17 protein-coding genes are annotated in these 16,871 nt (G+C 71.9%); 7 read left to right on the top strand and 10 right to left on the bottom strand.

Going from position 1 to position 16,871, the window contains the following annotated elements; translation table 11 throughout:
• The coding region (locus tag JTN19_RS16870; protein ID WP_206935005.1) for a hypothetical protein at nt 1-231 on the top strand (231 nt) is incomplete at its 5' end.
• A 202-nt stretch (nt 232-433) separates the two neighbouring features.
• On the opposite strand, the gene JTN19_RS16865 is transcribed toward JTN19_RS16870, so the two are convergent.
• Complete coding sequence (locus JTN19_RS16865) at nt 434-745, bottom strand: hypothetical protein (RefSeq protein WP_206935003.1); 312 nt, start codon at nt 743-745, stop codon at nt 434-436.
• Nucleotides 746-916: 171 nt separating this feature from the next.
• Between JTN19_RS16865 and JTN19_RS16860 the strand changes: the two genes are divergently transcribed.
• A complete protein-coding gene (locus JTN19_RS16860) occupies nt 917-1,885 on the top strand; it encodes an aldo/keto reductase (protein WP_206935001.1) in 969 nt (322 codons plus the stop codon).
• The gene (locus JTN19_RS16855; RefSeq protein ID WP_206934998.1) at nt 1,885-2,943 is read left to right on the top strand and encodes a malate/lactate/ureidoglycolate dehydrogenase; all 1,059 of its coding nucleotides are present in this window, start codon (nt 1,885-1,887) and stop codon (nt 2,941-2,943) included. Before JTN19_RS16860 ends, JTN19_RS16855 begins: the two co-directional genes overlap by 1 nt.
• Here JTN19_RS16855 and JTN19_RS16850 read toward each other — a convergent pair.
• The 4 genes from JTN19_RS16850 to JTN19_RS16835 are packed head-to-tail and all read right to left on the bottom strand — an operon-like array spanning nt 2,940 to nt 7,836.
• Nucleotides 2,940-4,526, bottom strand: coding sequence for a dipeptide ABC transporter ATP-binding protein (locus JTN19_RS16850; protein WP_206934995.1), 1,587 nt, complete (start codon nt 4,524-4,526; stop codon nt 2,940-2,942). The two genes, JTN19_RS16855 and JTN19_RS16850, sit on opposite strands and share 4 nt — an antisense overlap.
• On the bottom strand, nt 4,523-5,332 hold the full coding sequence (locus JTN19_RS16845; protein ID WP_206934992.1) for an ABC transporter permease: 810 nt from the start codon (nt 5,330-5,332) through the stop codon (nt 4,523-4,525). Before JTN19_RS16845 ends, JTN19_RS16850 begins: the two co-directional genes overlap by 4 nt.
• A gap of 1 nt (nt 5,333) precedes the next feature.
• Nucleotides 5,334-6,278, bottom strand: coding sequence for an ABC transporter permease (locus JTN19_RS16840; protein ID WP_191083745.1), 945 nt, complete (start codon nt 6,276-6,278; stop codon nt 5,334-5,336).
• A gap of 1 nt (nt 6,279) precedes the next feature.
• On the bottom strand, nt 6,280-7,836 hold the full coding sequence (locus JTN19_RS16835; RefSeq protein ID WP_206934989.1) for an ABC transporter substrate-binding protein: 1,557 nt from the start codon (nt 7,834-7,836) through the stop codon (nt 6,280-6,282).
• Between the two features lie 55 nt (nt 7,837-7,891).
• Here JTN19_RS16835 and JTN19_RS16830 point away from each other — a divergent pair, with 55 nt between their 5' ends.
• Genes JTN19_RS16830 through JTN19_RS16820 form a run of 3 tightly spaced genes read left to right on the top strand, consistent with a single transcriptional unit; the run spans nt 7,892 to nt 11,363 of the window.
• The gene (locus JTN19_RS16830) at nt 7,892-8,764 is read left to right on the top strand and encodes a GntR family transcriptional regulator (protein WP_206934987.1); all 873 of its coding nucleotides are present in this window, start codon (nt 7,892-7,894) and stop codon (nt 8,762-8,764) included.
• The gene (locus JTN19_RS16825; RefSeq protein WP_206934985.1) at nt 8,761-10,047 is read left to right on the top strand and encodes an NAD(P)/FAD-dependent oxidoreductase; all 1,287 of its coding nucleotides are present in this window, start codon (nt 8,761-8,763) and stop codon (nt 10,045-10,047) included. The genes JTN19_RS16830 and JTN19_RS16825 overlap by 4 nt, the downstream gene beginning before the upstream one ends.
• Nucleotides 10,044-11,363 carry an aminotransferase class III-fold pyridoxal phosphate-dependent enzyme gene (locus tag JTN19_RS16820; protein WP_340643353.1) on the top strand — a complete coding sequence of 440 codons (1,320 nt, stop codon included), beginning with the start codon at nt 10,044-10,046 and terminating at the stop codon, nt 11,361-11,363. The genes JTN19_RS16825 and JTN19_RS16820 overlap by 4 nt, the downstream gene beginning before the upstream one ends.
• Here JTN19_RS16820 and JTN19_RS16815 read toward each other — a convergent pair whose 3' ends face one another.
• Nucleotides 11,364-12,497: a C45 family autoproteolytic acyltransferase/hydolase gene (locus tag JTN19_RS16815; protein WP_206934983.1), complete on the bottom strand. Its 1,134-nt coding sequence runs from the start codon at nt 12,495-12,497 to the stop codon at nt 11,364-11,366.
• Nucleotides 12,498-12,626: 129 nt separating this feature from the next.
• Between JTN19_RS16815 and allE the strand changes: the two genes are divergently transcribed.
• Nucleotides 12,627-13,400, top strand: coding sequence for a (S)-ureidoglycine aminohydrolase (gene allE, locus JTN19_RS16810; RefSeq protein WP_206934981.1), 774 nt, complete (start codon nt 12,627-12,629; stop codon nt 13,398-13,400).
• Between the two features lie 140 nt (nt 13,401-13,540).
• Here the strand turns inward: allE and JTN19_RS16805 are convergent, their stop codons facing one another.
• The 4 genes from JTN19_RS16805 to JTN19_RS16795 form a co-directional block, all read right to left on the bottom strand.
• Entirely contained in the window at nt 13,541-14,605 is a 1,065-nt protein-coding gene (locus JTN19_RS16805; protein ID WP_206934979.1) for a toxic anion resistance protein, read from the bottom strand.
• The gene (locus JTN19_RS16800; RefSeq protein WP_206934977.1) at nt 14,602-15,447 is read right to left on the bottom strand and encodes a hypothetical protein; all 846 of its coding nucleotides are present in this window, start codon (nt 15,445-15,447) and stop codon (nt 14,602-14,604) included. The genes JTN19_RS16805 and JTN19_RS16800 overlap by 4 nt, the downstream gene beginning before the upstream one ends.
• A complete protein-coding gene (locus JTN19_RS20450; RefSeq protein WP_269749822.1) occupies nt 15,447-15,569 on the bottom strand; it encodes a hypothetical protein in 123 nt (40 codons plus the stop codon). Before JTN19_RS20450 ends, JTN19_RS16800 begins: the two co-directional genes overlap by 1 nt.
• An 88-nt stretch (nt 15,570-15,657) precedes the next feature.
• Nucleotides 15,658-16,848, bottom strand: a complete 1,191-nt coding sequence (locus JTN19_RS16795; protein WP_206934975.1) for an FAD-binding domain-containing protein — start codon at nt 16,846-16,848, stop codon at nt 15,658-15,660.
• Nucleotides 16,849-16,871 lie beyond the last annotated feature (23 nt).

The raw sequence follows: 16,871 nt of genomic DNA, 5'->3' as shown, positions 1-16,871 counted from the left end.
ATCTTCATCGCCAAGGAAAGCGGCGCGGCCGGCATCCAGTTCCTGCATGACCTGATATCGGTGGGGCAGACGGCCAACGCCGAAGCGTCCCTGGCCTCGACGCTCAACCTCAGTGCGATCTTCCGCGTCACAGTGCCGGGCACTCTGGTACTGGGCCTATCGGCCGCGTGCGTGGCTGGCAGTGCCAGTGTCGCCGCAGGTGGCGCGCAGATCATCGCGCACCGGTTCTAATGGGCCGGATCGCGCCGGGCTGACTTGGCCCGACGCCTGATTATCCTCGTTTTTTGGGCAATCTCTTAATCAGCGGGTCGTAGGTTCGAGCCCTACATCGCCCACCAATCCTTCCAGGACATCCAGCCAATTCTTCTGCGCGCGGTGGACATGCACCGATGCGCGGCGCGGCTGCACCTCGCGCGCCGTGATCGGACGCCTGTCAGCGAAAGCGATCGCGCGACAATTGCCGACGTTCCCTCTCGAGTTCACGCTGGCGCTCCGCCAGGCGTTGCTGGCGTTCCTCCAGGCGGCGTTGATCCTCGCGGAGGCGCCGTTCCTCCGCCCGTCGGCTCGCACCACGGTCATGGTCGAACCGCCGTCCGTCCCGGCGGTCGTAGCGTTCCGGCTCCTGCCGTGGCTCCTCGAACACCTGCGGCGCCAATTGCCGCAGCATCTGGTTCAGGTCTCGCGCCTGGGCCGGCGCGACCAGCAGGCCGAACGCCGCGAAGGTGGCGGGGAGCAGGATCTTCATGGCTTCCTCCAGGGGCGGGAAGGTGACGGACGCTGAAAACACCCAACGGATGGCGCGGCGATAGGTTTCCCGCTGGCGACCCCCGGGCGGCCATCCGCGCCGCGTCGGGCGCGGATTGTGGTGCGGCGGGGCCTGTCGCAGCATCGCGCCGCACAGGAGGAATGACACGGCATGGACATGCGACCGCTGGGACGGACGGGGCTTGAGGTCTCGGTCATCGGCTATGGCTGCGGCGCCATTGGCGGGCTGATGGTGAAGGGCAGCGCGACCGAGCAGGACCGCGCCATCGGCCGCGCGCTCGACCAGGGCATCACCTATTTCGACACGGCCAGCGCCTATGGCGACGGTGCCTCCGAGCGCAACCTGGGCCGCGCGCTGCGGGGCCTGGGCGCCAACCCCGTCATCGGCACCAAGGTCCGCATCTTTCCGGAGCAGCGCGGCGACGTGGCCGGCACCATCGCGGCCTCGCTGGAGGCCAGCCTCGCGCGGCTGGGGCGGGAGCGGGTGGACATCTTCCAGCTGCACAACCCCATCACCGCGGCGGGCGCGGCGCCGGCTTTCACCGCCGACGCCATTCTCGAACAGGCCGTGCCCGCGCTGCGGCGCCTGCAAGCCGAGGGCAAGATCGGCCATTACGGCATCACGGGCCTGGGCGACGCGTCCGCCCTGCTGCGCGTGCTGGAGGGAGGCGGCTTCGCCACCGCCCAGATGCCCTACAATCTGCTGAACCCGAGCGGTGTGGCGCCCCTTAAGGCCGGCTCCGACATGCCAGATCTCGGCGGCGTCATCGCGGGTGCCGCGGCGCTGGGCGTGGGCGTCATGGCCATCCGCGTGCTGGCCGGCGGCGCGCTGAGCGGCACCGAGGCGCGCGGGCCCATGGGCGTGCCGGCGCCGGCACCCATCGCCTCGGGCGCGGACTACGCGGCGGATGTGGCCGCCGCGCAGCGCTTCCGCCCGCTGGTGGCGGCGGGTTTCGCGGCGGATCTGGTGGAGCTGGCGCTGCGCTTCGCCGCCATGCCGCGCGAGATCAGCACCATTCTTGTCGGCAGCGGCAGCGTGGAGGAGATGGACCACGCGGTCGCGGCCATCGCGCGCGGCCCGCTGCCGCCCGAGGCCCTTGCCATGCTGGAGACCCTGTGATGCCCCGACTTTCTTCCGAGGGGCTGATCGCCCTCGTCGCCGCCATGCTGGGCCGCGTCGGCGCCGAGGCCACCGTGGCGCGCCAGGTGGCTGCCGATTTGGTGGAGGCGAACCTCCAGGGCCATGACAGTCACGGCATGCAGCTCGTGCCGCGCTATGTGGCGAATGTGGAACAGGGCCTCATCACCCCAAACGCCGGCGCGCAACAGGTGGGTGGCATGGGCGCGTTGTCGCTGTGGGATGGCGGGATGGGCTTCGGCCAGGTGGTCGGCCGCCAGGCGACGGCGGCGGGCATCGCGGCCGCGCGCGAACATGGGCTGGCAGGCTTCGGGCTGCGGAACACCCACCACCTCGGCCGCATCGGGGCCTATGCCGAGATGGCGGTGGCCGAGGGGCTGATCGGGATCTTCTTCGTGAATGCCGTCAGCGGCGTGCCCTTCGTGGCGCCCTTCGGCGGCGCGGATGGGCGGATGGGCACCAACCCCATCTGCATCGGCATCCCGAAATCCCCGCACCCCATCCTGCTGGATTTCGCGACCAGCGCCATCGCGGTCGGCAAGGTGAAGGTGGCCTTCAACGCCGGCAAGCAGGTGCCCGCCGGCGCGCTGGTGACGCATGAGGGCGAGGCCAGCACCGACCCCGCCGTGATCTACGGCCAGGGCCCGCGCGGCGCGCTGCAGCCCTTTGGCGGGCACAAGGGCTATGGGCTGGCGCTGGTCTGCGAAATCCTGGGCGGCGCGCTGACGGGCGGAGGCACCAACCAGCCCGCCACGCCCAATGACCGCGGCATCGTGAACGGGATGCTGGGCCTCCTGCTGGACCCCGCGCGGCTGGCGGAGAGCCCGGCCTTCGCCGCCGAGGTGGACGCCATCAGCGAACACGTCATGGCCAGTGCGCCGGGCCGCGTGATCCTGCCCGGCGAGCCGGAGCGGCGCGCGCGGGCCGAGCGCCTGGCGCAGGGCATCCCGCTGGATGACGTGACCTGGGGCGATCTTTCCGCGACGGCCACGCGGCTGGGGCTGCCGGAGGGGGAAATCCGGGCGGCGATGGTGGGTTAAGCCGCAGTCCCAGGCCTTCGCAGCGCCGCCGCCAGCAGCGCCCGCGTGTAGTCGTGGCGCGGCGTGTCCAGCACCGCATCACGCGGGCCTTCCTCCACGATGCGCCCGTGCTGCATCACCACGATGCGGTCCGCGATTTCTTCCACCACGCCGAGATCATGCGTCACGAAGAGGCAGGCGAAGCCGCGCCGCCTCTGCTGTTCGCGCAGCAGCCCCAGCACCTGCTTGCGCACCGTGGCATCGAGCGCGCTGACGGCCTCATCCGCCACCACGAAGGCCGGGTCGCGCACCAGGGCGCGGGCAATGGCCACGCGCTGCCGCTGCCCGCCCGAGAGCGCGTGCGGGAAGCGTGTGCCGAGGCCGCCCAGCCCCACCTCCTCCAGCAGCGCCTCGGCGCGGCGGTGGCGTTCTTCCATCGGCATGCCGCCGGGCAGGCGCAGCGGTTCGGCCACGATGTCGCGCACGCGCATGCGCGGGTCGAGCGAGGAATAGGGGTCTTGGAAGACGATCTGGCAGGCCAGGCGGAAGTCGAGCAGGGCCGGGCCGGTGCGCGCCGTGACGTCCGTGCCGCGGAACAGCAATTGCCCCCCGCTGACCGGCACCAGGTGCAGCATGGCCCGCCCCAGGGTCGTCTTGCCCGAGCCCGAGCCGCCCACCAGCGCCACCACCTCGCCCGGATGGATGGCGAGCGAGACGTTGTCCACCGCCTGGAACATCTCCGCACGCCGGAACAGGGCGCCGCGCTTGGGGTAGGTGACGGAGAGGTTGCGCGCCTCGATGAGCGGCGGCGCGGGCGGCACGGCGCGGGCGGGGCCGCGCCGGGGCAGGGCGTCCACCAAAGCGCGCGTGTAGGCCTCGCGCGGGTTGTCGAGCAGGGGCGCGGCCGGCCCTTCCTCCACCACACGCCCATGCTGCATGACCAGCGCGCGGTCGGCGTAGCGCGCGACCAGTCCGAGATCGTGCGTGATGAGCAGCAGCGCCGTGCCCTGCTCGCGCGCGAGGCCCGCCATCAGGTCCATCACCTCAGCCTGGGTCAGGCTGTCCAGCGCGGTGGTGGGTTCGTCGGCGATGAGCAGGCGTGGGCGCAGCAGCATGACCGAAGCCAGCATGATCCGCTGCCGCATGCCGCCCGAGAATTCATGCGGGTAGGCCTCAAGCCTTCGCGGCGCGTCGGTGATGCCCACGCGTTCGAGCATGGCGATGCAGGCGTTGCGCCGCTCCGCGCGGTTCAGGCGCGTGTGCAGGGCAAGGCCTTCCTCCATCTGCGCGCCGATTCGGTGGGCCGGGTTCAGCGAGGTCATCGGCTCCTGGAACACCATGCCGATGCCGGGGCCGCGCAGTTTCCGCAGGGCGGCGGAATTCGCCTCCAGCGGCGCGCCCTCGAAGCGGATCACGCCGCCATCGGGGGCGAGGCCCGGCGGCAGCAGGCCGATGACGGCGCGGGCGGTGGCGGATTTGCCGGAGCCGCTTTCGCCCACCAGCGCCAGCGCCTCGCCGGGCGCGATGCGGAAGGAAAGGCTGTCCACCACGCGGCGGCCGCCGGCGGCGATGGAGAGGCGGTCCACCTCCAGAACGGGGGTCATGCGCGGTCCCTCGGGTCGAGCAGGTCGCGCAGCGCGTCGCCCAGGAGGTTCACGCCCAGCAGGCAGGTCGCGATCATCACGCCGGGCGCGATGGAGAGGATGGGCGCGTCCTGCATGAAGGGCCGCGCGGAGGCCAGCATGTTGCCCCAGGTGGCCGCCGGCGGCGGCACGCCGAGGCCGAGGAAGGAGAGCGCGCTCTCCGACAGGATCACCCAGCCGAAGAGGGAGGTGGCCAGCACCGTCACGGGCGCCGCCGTATGCGGCAGCACATGGCGCAGCAGCGTGTAGGCCTCGGAATTGCCCAGGGCGCGCGAGGCTTCGACGAACTCCCGCTCGCGGATGGAGAGCACCGTGCCGCGCACCACGCGCGCGACCGAGGGCGCATAGGCGAGGCCCAGCGCCAGCACGATGCCCCAGCGCGACGGTCCCAGCACCGCCAGCAGCCCCAGCGCCAGCAGGATGCCCGGGAAGGCCAGCAGCGTGTCGTTGATGGCGCCCAGGATGCGGTCCGTCCAGCCGCGCAGGAAGCCGCCGGCGAGGCCGATGGCCATGCCCAGCGCCAGCGCCACCAGCACGGTGGAGGCGGCGACCGTCAGGCTGGTGACGGCGCCTTCCATCAGGCGCGAGGCGACGTCGCGGCCGAACTCATCCGTGCCCAGCCAGTAGTCGGAGGAAGGCGGCACCAGGCGGCGGCGGAGGTTGGTCCGCACCGGGTCATAGGGCGTCCAGACCAGGGCCGTGGCCGCCACGACGAAGACGAAGCCCAGCAGCGTGCCGCCGATGAGCAGGTTGGGGCGCAGCCGCATCTCAGCCCGCCGTCACGCGCGGGTCGAAGACCGGATAGAGCAGGTCCACGATCAAATTCACCACCACATAGATCACCGCGATGAAGAGCATGACGCCCTGGATGACGGGATAGTCGCGCGCGAAGATGGCCTCCACCAGCAGGCGCCCGAGGCCTGGCAGGGTGAACACCGTCTCGATGACGGCGATTCCGCCCAGCAGGCTGCCCATGATGAGGCCGATCAGCGTCAGCGTCGGCGCGAAGGCGTTGGGGAAGGCGTGGCGCGCCAGCACGCGCCATTCGGGCACGCCCTTGGCGCGGGCATGCGCGATGTAGTCCAGCCGCAGCACCTCGACGGTGGAGGCGCGCGCCATGCGGATCAGCACGCCCGTCTCGATCAGCGCCAGCGTGACCACCGGCAGCGCGATGTAGTGCAGCGCGCCCCAGAAATCCTCGGCGAAGGTGACATAGCCCACCACCGGCACCCAGCCGAGCCACAGCCCGAACACCAGCAGGAAGATCAGGCCCAGCCAGAAGGAGGGGATGGAAAGCAGGAAGGTCGCCGCCGCCACCGCCGCCACATCGCCCCAGGAATTCTGCTTCCACGCCGCCAGCATCCCCAGCGGCACCGCCAGCAGCACCGCGATGCCCACCGAGGCGAAGACGATGGCCGCCGTCACCTGGAAGCGGGCGAGGATGAGCGGCCCCACGGCCTCGCCGCTCGTGATGGAACGCCCGAGATCGCCCGCCAGCGCGCGTTCGATCCACAGCGCGAACTGCACCAGCACCGGCCGGTCCAGCCCATAGGCCAGGCGCAGATCGGCCACCGCCTCGGGCGTCGCCGCATCGCCCAGGATCACCGTCGCCGGGTCGCCGGGGATGAGGCGCATGAGGAAGAAGACGCTCGCCGCCACCAGCAGCAGGGTGGGCAGGGCGACGAGCAGGCGCTTCAGGACATAGGCGAGCACGTCAGCGCCGCGCCAGCCGGACACCCCAGGCGCGCGGCGCGTCCACCGCCCAGCTGCGGAAGCCCTGCACATGGGCGGGCGTCACCGCATTGTTCGTGGAGGAATAGAGCGCCACCACCGGCACATCCTCCATCAGCTGGCGGAACATGGTCTCGAACAGCGCGATGCGGCGGGCGCGGTCGGTCTCGCGCATGGAATCCTCCAGCATCGCCTGCACCTGCGGGTTGTCCCAGGCCTTGCGCGGCTGGGTCGCCTTGGGACCGGTGAACATCTCGAAGGAGAGCGAGGGGTCGAGGCGCGCCGAGAAGCCGAAGGCCATCATCTGGTATTCGCCGCGCGTGTAGCGTTGCAGCTGGGTGGCCCATTCCAGCACCTCCAGCTCCAGGTTGATGCCCGCCTCGCGCAGCATGTCCTGGGCGAGGACCGCGATCTCGTAGAAGGCCTCGTAGCGGCGGGTGGTGACGATGCGGATGGGCTGGCCGCGATAGCCGGCTTCCTGCGCCAGGCGCCGCGCGGCGGCCAGGTCCCGCGCCGGCACCTCGGACATGAGCGGCGTGTGGAAGCCCGAACCCACCGGAATGGGCGCGCGGGAGGGGCGCGACCCACCCTCGGTCAGCGCCCGCACCAGCTCCGGCACGTCCAGCGCCAGGGCAATGGCGCGGCGCATCCGCACATCGGACAGCAGCGGGTCCGTCGTCTGCATCAGGATGATCTGCAGGTCGAAGGAGGGCGAGGAATGCACGGTCAGCCCCGGCCGCGCGCGCAGGTCACGCAGGTCGCGCGTGCGGGCATCGGGCAGGATGTCAATGTTGTCGGCCAGCAGGGCCGCGCGGGCCGCGGCGTCATCGGGAATGACGGTGAAGCGCACACGGTCCACATGCGGCGTCTTGTTGCCGGCGAGTCCATCAGGCTCGCCGGGCAGGGCCGCGTATTCCGCGAAGCGCTCCAGCTCGATGAACTGGCCGCGGCGCCATTCGCCCAGGCGGAAGGGACCAGTGCCCACGGGCGCGCGCCAGCCGCCATCGGCGTTCAGGCTGTCACGATGGAAGATGCCCGTCTGGCCGCAATCGGTACGGGCGAGGGTGGTGAGGAACAGCGCGGATGGGCGTTCGAGGCGCATCACGACGGTCTGCGGGTCCGGCGTCTCGATGGCGGTGATGCGGGTGACGGCGCCGTCGAGGTCGCCGCGGCAGCGCCAGTTGGTCTCGCGCGCGCGGTAGCGTTCCATGGCGAAGGCGACATCGGCCGAGGTCAGGGGCTGGCCGTTGTGGAAGCGCACGCCCTGGCGCAGCGGGAAGGTGTAGGTCAGCCCGTCATCCGAAACCTCCACGCGCTCGGCCAGCATGGGCGCGACGGTGGCGTCGCCGCGCAGCGCGACCAGGCCCTCCAGCACGTGCCAGACCAGGCCATCGGTGTTGGCGTCCCGGTTCACGCCCGGGTCGGTCGAGCGGATATCGGCGTTGAGGCGGATACGCAGGGTGTCCTGCGCGGCGGCGGGCGCGGCCAGGCCGAACCCCAGGCTGGCGGCGAGCGCCAGGAATGATGCGCGCAGTCGCATGGACAGACCCCTTTCGTGACCCCTGTTTGGTTCTTCATTTGCAGAAAATACCAAGATGGCGGTAAACACAAGCGTGATGATGCAGGCCACCCCGCTCCACCACGAACTGGCCCGCGCCGCCCGCGCGCTGTGGCTGGCCGAGGCCACGCCGCCCGGCACGCCGGTGACCGAGGCCGCGCTGGCGGCACGGCTTTCCGTCTCGCGCACCCCGCTGCGTGCCGCGCTGCGCCTGCTGGAGCAGGCGGGCATCACCAGGCGCGAGGGCCGCGCGACCCTGCTCGCCGACCCGGCGCGCGACCTGCCCGAGGAGACGACGCGCGACCCGGCGGAGACGTTGGCCACCGAGATGGTCCGCGCCCATGGCGAGGGTGCGCTGCAGGACCCGCTGCGGGAGGCCGACCTGATGCGCCATTTCGCCCAGCCGCGCGGGGTGGTGGCGCGGGCGCTAGGGCAATTGGCGAAGCTTGGCATGGTGGCGCGCAACCCGGCGCAGGGCTGGCATTTCGCGCCGGGCCTGACCTCCGCCGAGGACCGCGCGGCGGCGCAGCGCTTCCGCCTGGTGGTGGAACCCGCGGCACTTCTGGAGCCCGGATACCGCCTCGACCCCGGCTTCGCGCGCGCCATGCGCCAGGGCCATGAGGCGGTGCTGGCGCGTCCCTGGCAGGACCGCCACGCGGTGGCCTTCTTCGAGATGAATGCGGCCTTCCATTCCGGCCTGGCGGCCGGCAGCGGCAACCGCTTCTTAGTGGATGCGGTGGAGGCGCAGAACCGCCTGCGCGCGCTGCGCAACGCCGATTGGCGCTTCGGCGAGGAACGCGCCCATGCCTCTTGCCGCGAGCATCTGCGCGTGCTGGACGCGCTGGAGGCCGGCAGCCCGCCGCGCGCCGCCGCCCTGCTGGTGGAGCATCTGGTGAGCGCGGGGATATGAAGGCGCAGAACTCGCTCTGGGAAGCGACGGCCGAACCGGCGCCGGATCTGTCCCCGCTGGAGGGCGCGGCGGAGGCGGAGGTCGCCATCGTCGGCGCGGGGTTCTCGGGCCTCTCCACCGCGCTGGCGCTGGCCGAGCGCGGCGTCGCGGTCACGGTGCTGGAGGCTGTCGCGCCGGGGGCCGCGGCCTCGGGCGCCAATGGCGGCCAGGTGATCCCGGGGCTGCGGCATTTCGTGCAGGACCTCATCGCCGAATATGGCGAGACCCTCGGCCGCCGCCTGCACGAGCACGGCGCGCGCGACGCGGACGCGACCTTCGCGCTGATCGAGCGCCACGGCATCGCCTGCGAGGCCACGCGCAATGGCTGGCTGCAGGTGGCCGACAGCGCGCCCGAGATGGAGGCCTGTCGCAAGCGCGCCCGCGCCTGGGCCGAATGGGGCGCGCCGGCCCACGCGCTGGACGCCGAGCAGGTGCGCGCCATCACTGGCGCCGAGGGCTATCTGGGCGGCTGGATGGATATGCGTGGCGGCACGGTGCAGCCCTTGTCCCTCGCGCGCGGGCTGGCGCGGGCAGCGCTGGCGGCGGGGGCGCGGATCCATGCGCCTTCGCGCGTCACCGCCATCCGGCCTGATGGGCGCGACTGGCGGCTGGAGACGGCGACGGGCCACCTCCGCGCGCGGCGCGTGCTGCTGGCCACCAACGCCACGGGCGGCGCGCTCTGGCCGGGGCTGGCCGCCACCATGATCCCGGTCTGGTCCTTCCAGACCGCGACCGCGCCGCTGCCGGCAGGCAGCCCGGTGCTGCCTGGCCACCAGGCCGTCTCCGACACGCGGCGCGTGCTGCGCTATTGGCGGCGCGACGCGGCCGGGCGGCTGGTCGTGGGCGGCAAGGGCACGCTGCGCCCGCCCCGCGGCCCGAATTCCTTCGGCGTGCCGGAGCGGATGCGCGCGCGCCTCTACCCCGCGCTGCCGGACGTGCCGCCCGAATACTGGTGGGGTGGGCAGGTGGCCGTCACGCTGGACCGGCTGCCGCGCCTCTTGGCCCTGGCCGAGGGCGTCTTCGCCACGGTGCAATGCAACGGCAAGGGGGTGGGCTGGTGCACCGCCTCCGGCCCCGCCTTCGCCGATTTGCTGACGGGGGTGGATGCGCGGGACCTACCGCTGCCGCCCGTGACACCGCTCCAGCCCATTCCCCTTCACCCGCTGCGCACGCTTTACGCCATGGCCGGATCGCTCTGGTTCCGGGCACGCGATGCGCTCGACCGCGCGAGGCCCACGCCATGAACATGCTCCGCAACACCCCTTCGCCCGAGGAAGGCTTCTGGCTCCCCTTCACCGCCATGCGCGCCTTCCACGACGCGCCCATCCTGTTCGAGCGCGCGGAGGGCATGCACTACATCACCCCCGACGGGCGCCGCGTGCTGGACATGATGGCCGGCCTCTGGTGCGTGAACGCCGGCCATGCGCATCCGCGCGTGACGGAGGCCATCCGCGAGGCGGCGGGGAAGCTCGACTTCGTCTCCTCCTTCCGCATGTCGCACCCCGCGGCCTTCACCTTCGCGAGGCGGCTGCTGGACGCGGTGCCGATGATGGGGCGGGCCTTCTTCTCCAACTCGGGGTCGGAGGCGGTGGACACGGCGCTGAAAATCGCGCGCGCCTATCACCGCGCGCGGGGGGATGCGGGGCGGACCAAGTTCATCGGGCGCGCGAAGTCCTATCACGGGGTGGGGTTCGGCGGGCTGTCGGTGGGCGGCATCGCGCGGCACAAGAAGGAGTTCGGGCCGCTGCTGGCGGACGTGTTCCACATGCCCCTGCCGCATGACCCGGCGCAGAGCTTCCTGACCGACCGCCCGGCGGAGAACCCGCGCTGGATGGCCGCGCTGGAGGAGATCCTCTTCGTGCAGGATCCGAGCACGGTCGCCGCCATCATCGTGGAGCCGGTGACGGGTTCGGGCGGCGTCTATCCGCCGCCGCATGGCTATCTGGAGGGGCTGCGCGCCATCTGCGACCGCCACGGTATCCTGCTGATCTTCGACGAGGTCATCACCGGCTTCGGGCGCCTCGGCGCCTGCACGGCCAGCGAGGCGCTGGGCGTGACACCCGACATCATCACCATGGCCAAGGGCCTGACCAATGGCGCGGTGCCGATGGGCGCCACGCTGGTGACGCAGGCGGTCTATGACGCCTTCATGGCGCATCCGCGCGGCGCGCCTGAGTTCCTGCACGGCTACACCTATTCGGCGCATCCGCTCGCCTGCGCCGCGGGGATGGCGACGCTGGACGCCTACCAGCAGGAGGGGATGTTCGAAGCCTCGGCGCGCATCGCCGGCCCCTTCCGCGACGCGCTGCTGGCGCTGCGCGGCGCGCCGCATGTGGTGGATGTGCGCTGCTGCGGGTTGCTGGCGGCGGTGGACCTCGCCCCCCGCGCGGACGCCCCTGGCGCGCGCGGCGCGGAGGTGGCCGACCATTGCCTCGCCGCCGGCGTGCTGGTGCGCGCGGCGGGGGACATGATGGTGCTGTCGCCGCCGCTGGTGGTGACCGAGGACCAGGTGGCGCAGACGGTGGCGGCGCTGCGCGCGGCGCTGACGGCGACCGCCTGACTATTCGGCGGCCCGCGCCACCTTGGCCGGGTCCAGGCTGTAGCTCGTGAACTGCCGGTTCAGCGCCGGCAGCGGCGCGACTTCCATATGGCCCTCGGCGGGCTTCATCAGGATCATCGCCACCGTGGCCGAGAGGTTTCCGCCCAGATTCATCCGCGGCGGGCGGCACACGGACCAGGGCGTCTGCCAGTCGTCGAAGAAGGCGGCGCGCAGGTCGTCCATCGTCAGCTTGCCGCGCTTCGCCTCCAGCGCCGCCCGCACGCGCCGGTCGCGATAGACACTGTCCGGCGTGGTGGCGATGCCCGTGTCCCGCAGCTTGGACAGCGCCACCGGCGAGCGCCAGTTGTTGGCATGCACCAGGATGCCGCCCTCCGCCTCCAGCAGGAAGCTCTCATCGGGCGCGCATTCGATGTCGAGGCCCCAGCCCGAACCGTGCGACAGCATGACGTTGTTCGAGGCCGATTTCGGCGTGGCATATACCGTCTTCACCGCCAGGGCCACATGCTCCTGCTCCAGCACCTTGCGGCGCAGCAGGGAGAGGGGGATGCCCTCGCTCTGGTAGTCGCGGTCGCTCTCCAGGTAGTTGGCCGTGATGGCGATGCCGGCGGCGTTCAGCCCCGCGCGGGAGAGGCCGCCGGCCTCGACGAAGGTCAGGATGTCCGGCCCGTCCTCACGGCGGATGCGCAGCACCACGCCCGTCTCGGCGCATTCGCTCTTCCAGTCCCAGTTCTGGCCGTGGATCAGCGCGCCATCGGCGGTGGCTTCGGGCAAGAGGATGGCGCCGGTGCAGCCATCCGGGTCCGCCTCCGGCAGCAGGCCGCGTTTGGCGAGCTGCAGGATCTCGGTGCGGCAGTTCAGCAGCATCACATCCTCGAAGGCCACCTCGGCCCCCGTCGCGATGCCGCGCATCTCGGCCACGTAGTCGGCGTCGAAATTCTCCACGCGGGGCGTGAAGGCGCGGGCCAGCCTGTGGATCTTCGCCCCGTCCAGCCCGCCCGCCGAAAGCTGCGCGTGGTAATGGCCGATGGAGCGCTTCACCCGCTCCGCCGCCTGGCGCCCGTAGGAGAGGCCGCGCGCCTCGGCCCCGCCCGAGACCTCGTAGAGGGGGAAGGGCGGCGGGATGGGATGGGCCATGGTTTTCCCTCGCGATTGAATACCGAGGCGCAAGGTGGCACGTCGGCGCCCGCAGGGCCAGCCCGGCCCTTGCCTTGCGCCCCATTCTGCCCCCCATGTTGCAAGGCACAGCCCCACAGGAACCCCAGCATGCGCGTCCCCGTCCCGCACCCCCGCCCCGGCATCATCGGCGAGAACCGCACGATGCTGACGCCGCATTACTGCGTCTTCCCGGCCGAGGGCATCATGGACAGCGTGCTGCCGGGCTGGCCGGGCTGCGTCATCCGCTTCCAGACCTCGCCCGCCATGGGGGCGCGCTTCGCTCAGGCGCTGCTGATCGTGCCCCCGGGCGCCGGCACGGACGCGCCCGTGGATAATGGGCTGGAGCATTTCTTCTACGTGCAGAAGGGCAGCCTGACGGTGAAGGTGGGCGGGCGCGAGACGGCGCTGCCGCCCGGCGGCTATGTCTATGTGCCGGCCGGCACGCCCTTCACGCTGAACAACATGGGCGGCGAGGAAGCCCGCGCCCTCTGGGTCAAGCGCCCTTACCAGCCCGCCCCCGGCGTGCCGGCGCCCGGCGTCATCCTGGGCCACCGGGACGACGCGCCCCGCGAGGACAACGGCCCGCGCTGGCGCTACTTCCTGCTGGGCAACAAGGCCATGTCCATGGACTTCGAGATGAACATCATGTGCTACGCCCCCGGCGCGCATTTCTGGTGCATCGAGACGCACATCATGGAGCACGGCATGGTCATGCTGCAGGGCCAGGCGCTGCAGCTGCTGGGCCGCGACTGGCACGAGCTGTGGGAGGGCGACTTCGTCTGGATGGGGCCCTATGTGCCGCAGCAGATCTACGCCGTCGGAAACGTGGATGTGGAATACATGCTCTACAAGGACGTGAACCGGGACGTCACCTTCGGCTGACTTCATATGCACGAAGGCTTTGCCTTCGTGCCCCTCAGTCGCCGGGCGCCGCGCATCCGCGCGGCTTGGCTTCGCGGCACTTGCCGCGGCGGCCGTTCGGCCCCTGCGGGCCGAACTTCCCTGCGCGGCGGCGCCCCGGCTCACATGGGCCGGGACGCCATGTTCCGCTCCCGCGACGTGGCCGCGGTCAGCGCGCGGCGGATTTCCTGCTCGCACTTGGCCAGTTCGGCCTCCGCCGTGCGCCGCTGGGCCTTGGCTTCGTCGGCGATGCGCAGGCTGTCCTCGATGGTGCCGACCAGGGCGGCGTTGGCCTGCTTCACCGCCTCGATGTCGAAAGTGCCGCGCTCCAGCTCCTTGCGCGCCTCGGCATTGCCGGCGCGCAGCGTCTCGGCATTGGCCACCAGCAGCTTGTTCGTGAGGTCGGTCGCGGTCTTCACCGCCTGGCCCGCCTGGCGCATGCGGTGGATGGCCAGCGCCTGGGCAAGCTGCTGGCGCCAGAGCGGCACCGTGTTGGCCAGCACCGACTGGATCTTCGACGCCAGCGCCTTGTCGTTCTCCTGGATCAGCCGGATCGAGGGCAGGGCCTGCATGGCCACCTGCCGCGTCAGGCGCAGATCGTGGACGCGGCGCTCCAGCTCGTCGCGCGCGGCGCGGGCGTCGCGCAGCTGCTGGGGGGCGAGGGGCTTCTCGGGGTCCTCGGCCTCGGCCTGCAGGCGCGGGATCATCTCCTCGTCGGTCTGGCGCAGCACCATCTCGCCGGCGGCGATGTGGTCGGCCAAGGCGTGGAACCAGTCGAGCGTCGCGACATAGAGGCGTTCCAGCCGCTCCACATCCTCCAGCAGCTTGGTGCGGTGGGTGTCGAGCTTGTCGCCGATGGCCTCGATCTGCCCGCGCACGCCCTCGTATTTCTGGGTGATGGCCGTCACCTCGGCGCCGGCGCGGGTGAAGACGCGCTGGAAGAAGCTGGGCTTCTCGGCCAGCGTGGTCACGTCGAAGCCCTTCAGCGCCGTCAGCATGGAGGAGAGGGTCTGCCCCGCCTCGCCCGTCTCGCGGTTCTGGGCACCTTCCAGCATGGCGTCGGCGGCCGCCTGGGCGCGGGACTGCGCGGCGGCGCCGAAGCGCAGGATGGTGCCCGGGTCCTTCAGCGAGATGGCGCTGGCAAGGCGGGTGATCTCCTCCTGCCGCGCGGGTTCGATTTCGTTCATAGGCCCTCCTGGCGCAGCCGGTCCGACAGCACCTTCACTTGGATATCCAGCGCCTGGCTTTCCACCTGGCGCAGCTCGCCGCGCAGGCGGTGGGCGGAGGCGGCCAGGTCACGCAGCAATTGCGGCAGGGTCTCGGGCGGTTCGGCGCCCGCTTCCAGCCGTTCGACGATCCGCACCAGCCCGTCCAGGTGCACGGCCAGGAAGCGCCGCGCCTCGTGCAGCTGGGCGGGGCGGGCGGCCAGGTCATCCACCACGCCCTGCATGGCGGAGACCGCTTCCAGCAGGAGCGGTGCGTGCGGCAAGGGTGGGGCGGCGGCACGGATGCGGGCGATCTGGGCACGCGGGCCCACCAGCGAGGCGGCCTCGGGCGTAGGCGTCGGCGCCGGCGGTGGCGGCGCCGGCGGCGGGGGCTCGTAGGCGGCCATGTCGGCCGTCAGCAGCCGCACGCCGAAGAAGGTGCCAAACCCCATGGCGACCGCGATGGGCGGAAAGATCTTGGCGGCCAACCCCGCGGTCAGCCCCGCCGCGACACCCATCAGGATGGCGCCGGCGCGCAGGTCGCCGGGGCCGCCGCGCGCCATGCGCGCCGCGCCCATCCAGGCCAGCGCCACGCCAAGGATGCCGCCGACCAACTGGCTGGCATTGCCGCGCAGGATTTCGATGGGAATGTCGAAGGCCAACGGCCAGAGAAACAGCGGCAGCAGCCAGACCCGCCAGCCGAAGATGGGGCCGGGGCGTTCGGTGCGTTCCTCTTGCCGCTCTCCGCGGCGCTGGGCCTTCCAACCGCGCTTGTAGTCCTTCCAGGCGCGCTTGCGGTCTTCCCACTCCTGTTGCGCGCCCATCAGCGGAACAGCGCGGCGAAGGCCGGCAGCCACATGCAGAAGGCCAGCAGGGTGAAGCCGAGCACCAGCCGCACGGGCAGGGGCGCCGAGGCGAAGGGGATGGGCGGGCGCGGCTTGTCCATGCGGCGCAAGTTGGGCCTTGCGGGGGGGCGCTGCAAGCGTGGGGAGCATATCCTCATGTGAGCAATGTAAACATTGCCCGCGCGGGTTTCAAGGCGGCGTGGGCGAGAGTTCGGCGATCAGGCGCGGGATGTTCTCGCGGAAGGGGAAGAAGCCGCGCCGGGCCAGCGGCCAGCAGGCCGCATCCCAGGGGCGGCGCCAGCGGTGCAGGGTGATGCCTTGCGCCGCGAGGGGCTGGCGCAGCGCCTCCAGCGTGTCGGCCGTCTCGCCGATGGCGGGCTCGGGGGCCAGGACAGCGCGGGCGCCCGAGGAGGCCGCCCATTCGGCGATGGCGCCGGGCGGCAGCATGTGGCCCCCCAGGCCGAAGCGCGCCGAGGCGCGGGCCAGCCCGTCCTGCAGCGCGGCCTGGGTGAAGGCCTGGGCGGCCTCCGCGCGGGGCGCCGGGGCCAGCGCCGCCAGCGCCGCGACCCGCAGCGGGGGCAGACTCTCCGGGTGCAGGTCCTCCTCGTGCAGCAGCAGCGCCACGGGGCCCTCGGGGAGCGGCTCGGCAGGGGGCAGGGGGCGTGCGGAGGGTGGGGGCGGTTCGTCCAGCGGTGCCGCGTCCTCGTCCAGCTGCTCGCGCGGGTCGAAGCGGCCTTCCGTGTGGCGGGCGATGTTCTCGGCCCGCGCCAAATAGTGCTTGCCCGGCGTCTGGATGCCGGCCACCCAGCGCCAGGACAGCGTGTTGGACGCCGCATCCGCATCCTTCAGGTGGTGGCGGAAGAACTCGGCGCCGAGCGGCCAGGGCAGGCGCAGCGTGAAGATCCAGATGCTGGCGAACCACATGCGGGCGTGGTTGTGCAGCCAGCCCGTCTCAACCAGCTCCCGCGCCCAGGCGTCGAAGCAGGCGATGCCGGTGGCACCCGCCATGGCCTGTTCCACCGCGCGGCGGCGGCCGCCCTGGGTGAGCAGGGCGTCCTGCGCCTCGGCCACGCGCGCGCGGTAATCGGCCCACATCGCGGGCCGCAACTGCAAAAAGCCCTTCCAGTAGCTGCGCCAGAAGACCTCCTGGATGAATTTCTCCGCGGCCACGGGGCCGTGATGGGCGAGGGCGGTGCCGACCAACTCGCCCTCCAGCAGCAGCCGGTGCCGCACATGCGCCGACAGCAGCGACACGTCGCGCCGCGCCCCCGGCCCCGGGTCGGTGTTGCGCCCGGCCGCGTAATGGCGGCCCATGCGCGGGGCGAATGCGTTCAGGCGGCGCAGCCCATCGGCGCGAGTCGGGGCGGGGAGGTCGGACATGGCGCCGAATTGGCCCCGCTTCA

The organism is Roseococcus thiosulfatophilus (assembly GCF_017311575.1).
Classification (GTDB): Bacteria; Pseudomonadota; Alphaproteobacteria; order Acetobacterales; family Acetobacteraceae; genus Roseococcus; species Roseococcus thiosulfatophilus.
The sequence above is the reverse complement of the archived record's forward strand: the minus strand, read 5'-3'. Positions and strand labels throughout refer to the sequence as shown.

Coding starts and splice junctions, on each gene's coding strand:
- JTN19_RS16860 (WP_206935001.1), top strand. CDS start 917: ATGGACATGCGACCGCTGGGACGGACGGGGCTTGAGGTCTCGGTCATC.
- JTN19_RS16815 (WP_206934983.1), bottom strand. CDS start 12,497: ATGGCCCATCCCATCCCGCCGCCCTTCCCCCTCTACGAGGTCTCGGGC.
- JTN19_RS16825 (WP_206934985.1), top strand. CDS start 8,761: ATGAAGGCGCAGAACTCGCTCTGGGAAGCGACGGCCGAACCGGCGCCG.
- JTN19_RS20450 (WP_269749822.1), bottom strand. CDS start 15,569: ATGGACAAGCCGCGCCCGCCCATCCCCTTCGCCTCGGCGCCCCTGCCC.
- JTN19_RS16820 (WP_340643353.1), top strand. CDS start 10,044: ATGAACATGCTCCGCAACACCCCTTCGCCCGAGGAAGGCTTCTGGCTC.
- JTN19_RS16805 (WP_206934979.1), bottom strand. CDS start 14,605: ATGAACGAAATCGAACCCGCGCGGCAGGAGGAGATCACCCGCCTTGCC.
- JTN19_RS16830 (WP_206934987.1), top strand. CDS start 7,892: ATGGCGGTAAACACAAGCGTGATGATGCAGGCCACCCCGCTCCACCAC.
- JTN19_RS16845 (WP_206934992.1), bottom strand. CDS start 5,332: ATGCGGCTGCGCCCCAACCTGCTCATCGGCGGCACGCTGCTGGGCTTC.
- JTN19_RS16800 (WP_206934977.1), bottom strand. CDS start 15,447: ATGGGCGCGCAACAGGAGTGGGAAGACCGCAAGCGCGCCTGGAAGGAC.
- JTN19_RS16795 (WP_206934975.1), bottom strand. CDS start 16,848: ATGTCCGACCTCCCCGCCCCGACTCGCGCCGATGGGCTGCGCCGCCTG.
- JTN19_RS16865 (WP_206935003.1), bottom strand. CDS start 745: ATGAAGATCCTGCTCCCCGCCACCTTCGCGGCGTTCGGCCTGCTGGTC.
- JTN19_RS16835 (WP_206934989.1), bottom strand. CDS start 7,836: ATGCGACTGCGCGCATCATTCCTGGCGCTCGCCGCCAGCCTGGGGTTC.
- allE (WP_206934981.1), top strand. CDS start 12,627: ATGCGCGTCCCCGTCCCGCACCCCCGCCCCGGCATCATCGGCGAGAAC.
- JTN19_RS16850 (WP_206934995.1), bottom strand. CDS start 4,526: ATGACCCCCGTTCTGGAGGTGGACCGCCTCTCCATCGCCGCCGGCGGC.
- JTN19_RS16855 (WP_206934998.1), top strand. CDS start 1,885: ATGCCCCGACTTTCTTCCGAGGGGCTGATCGCCCTCGTCGCCGCCATG.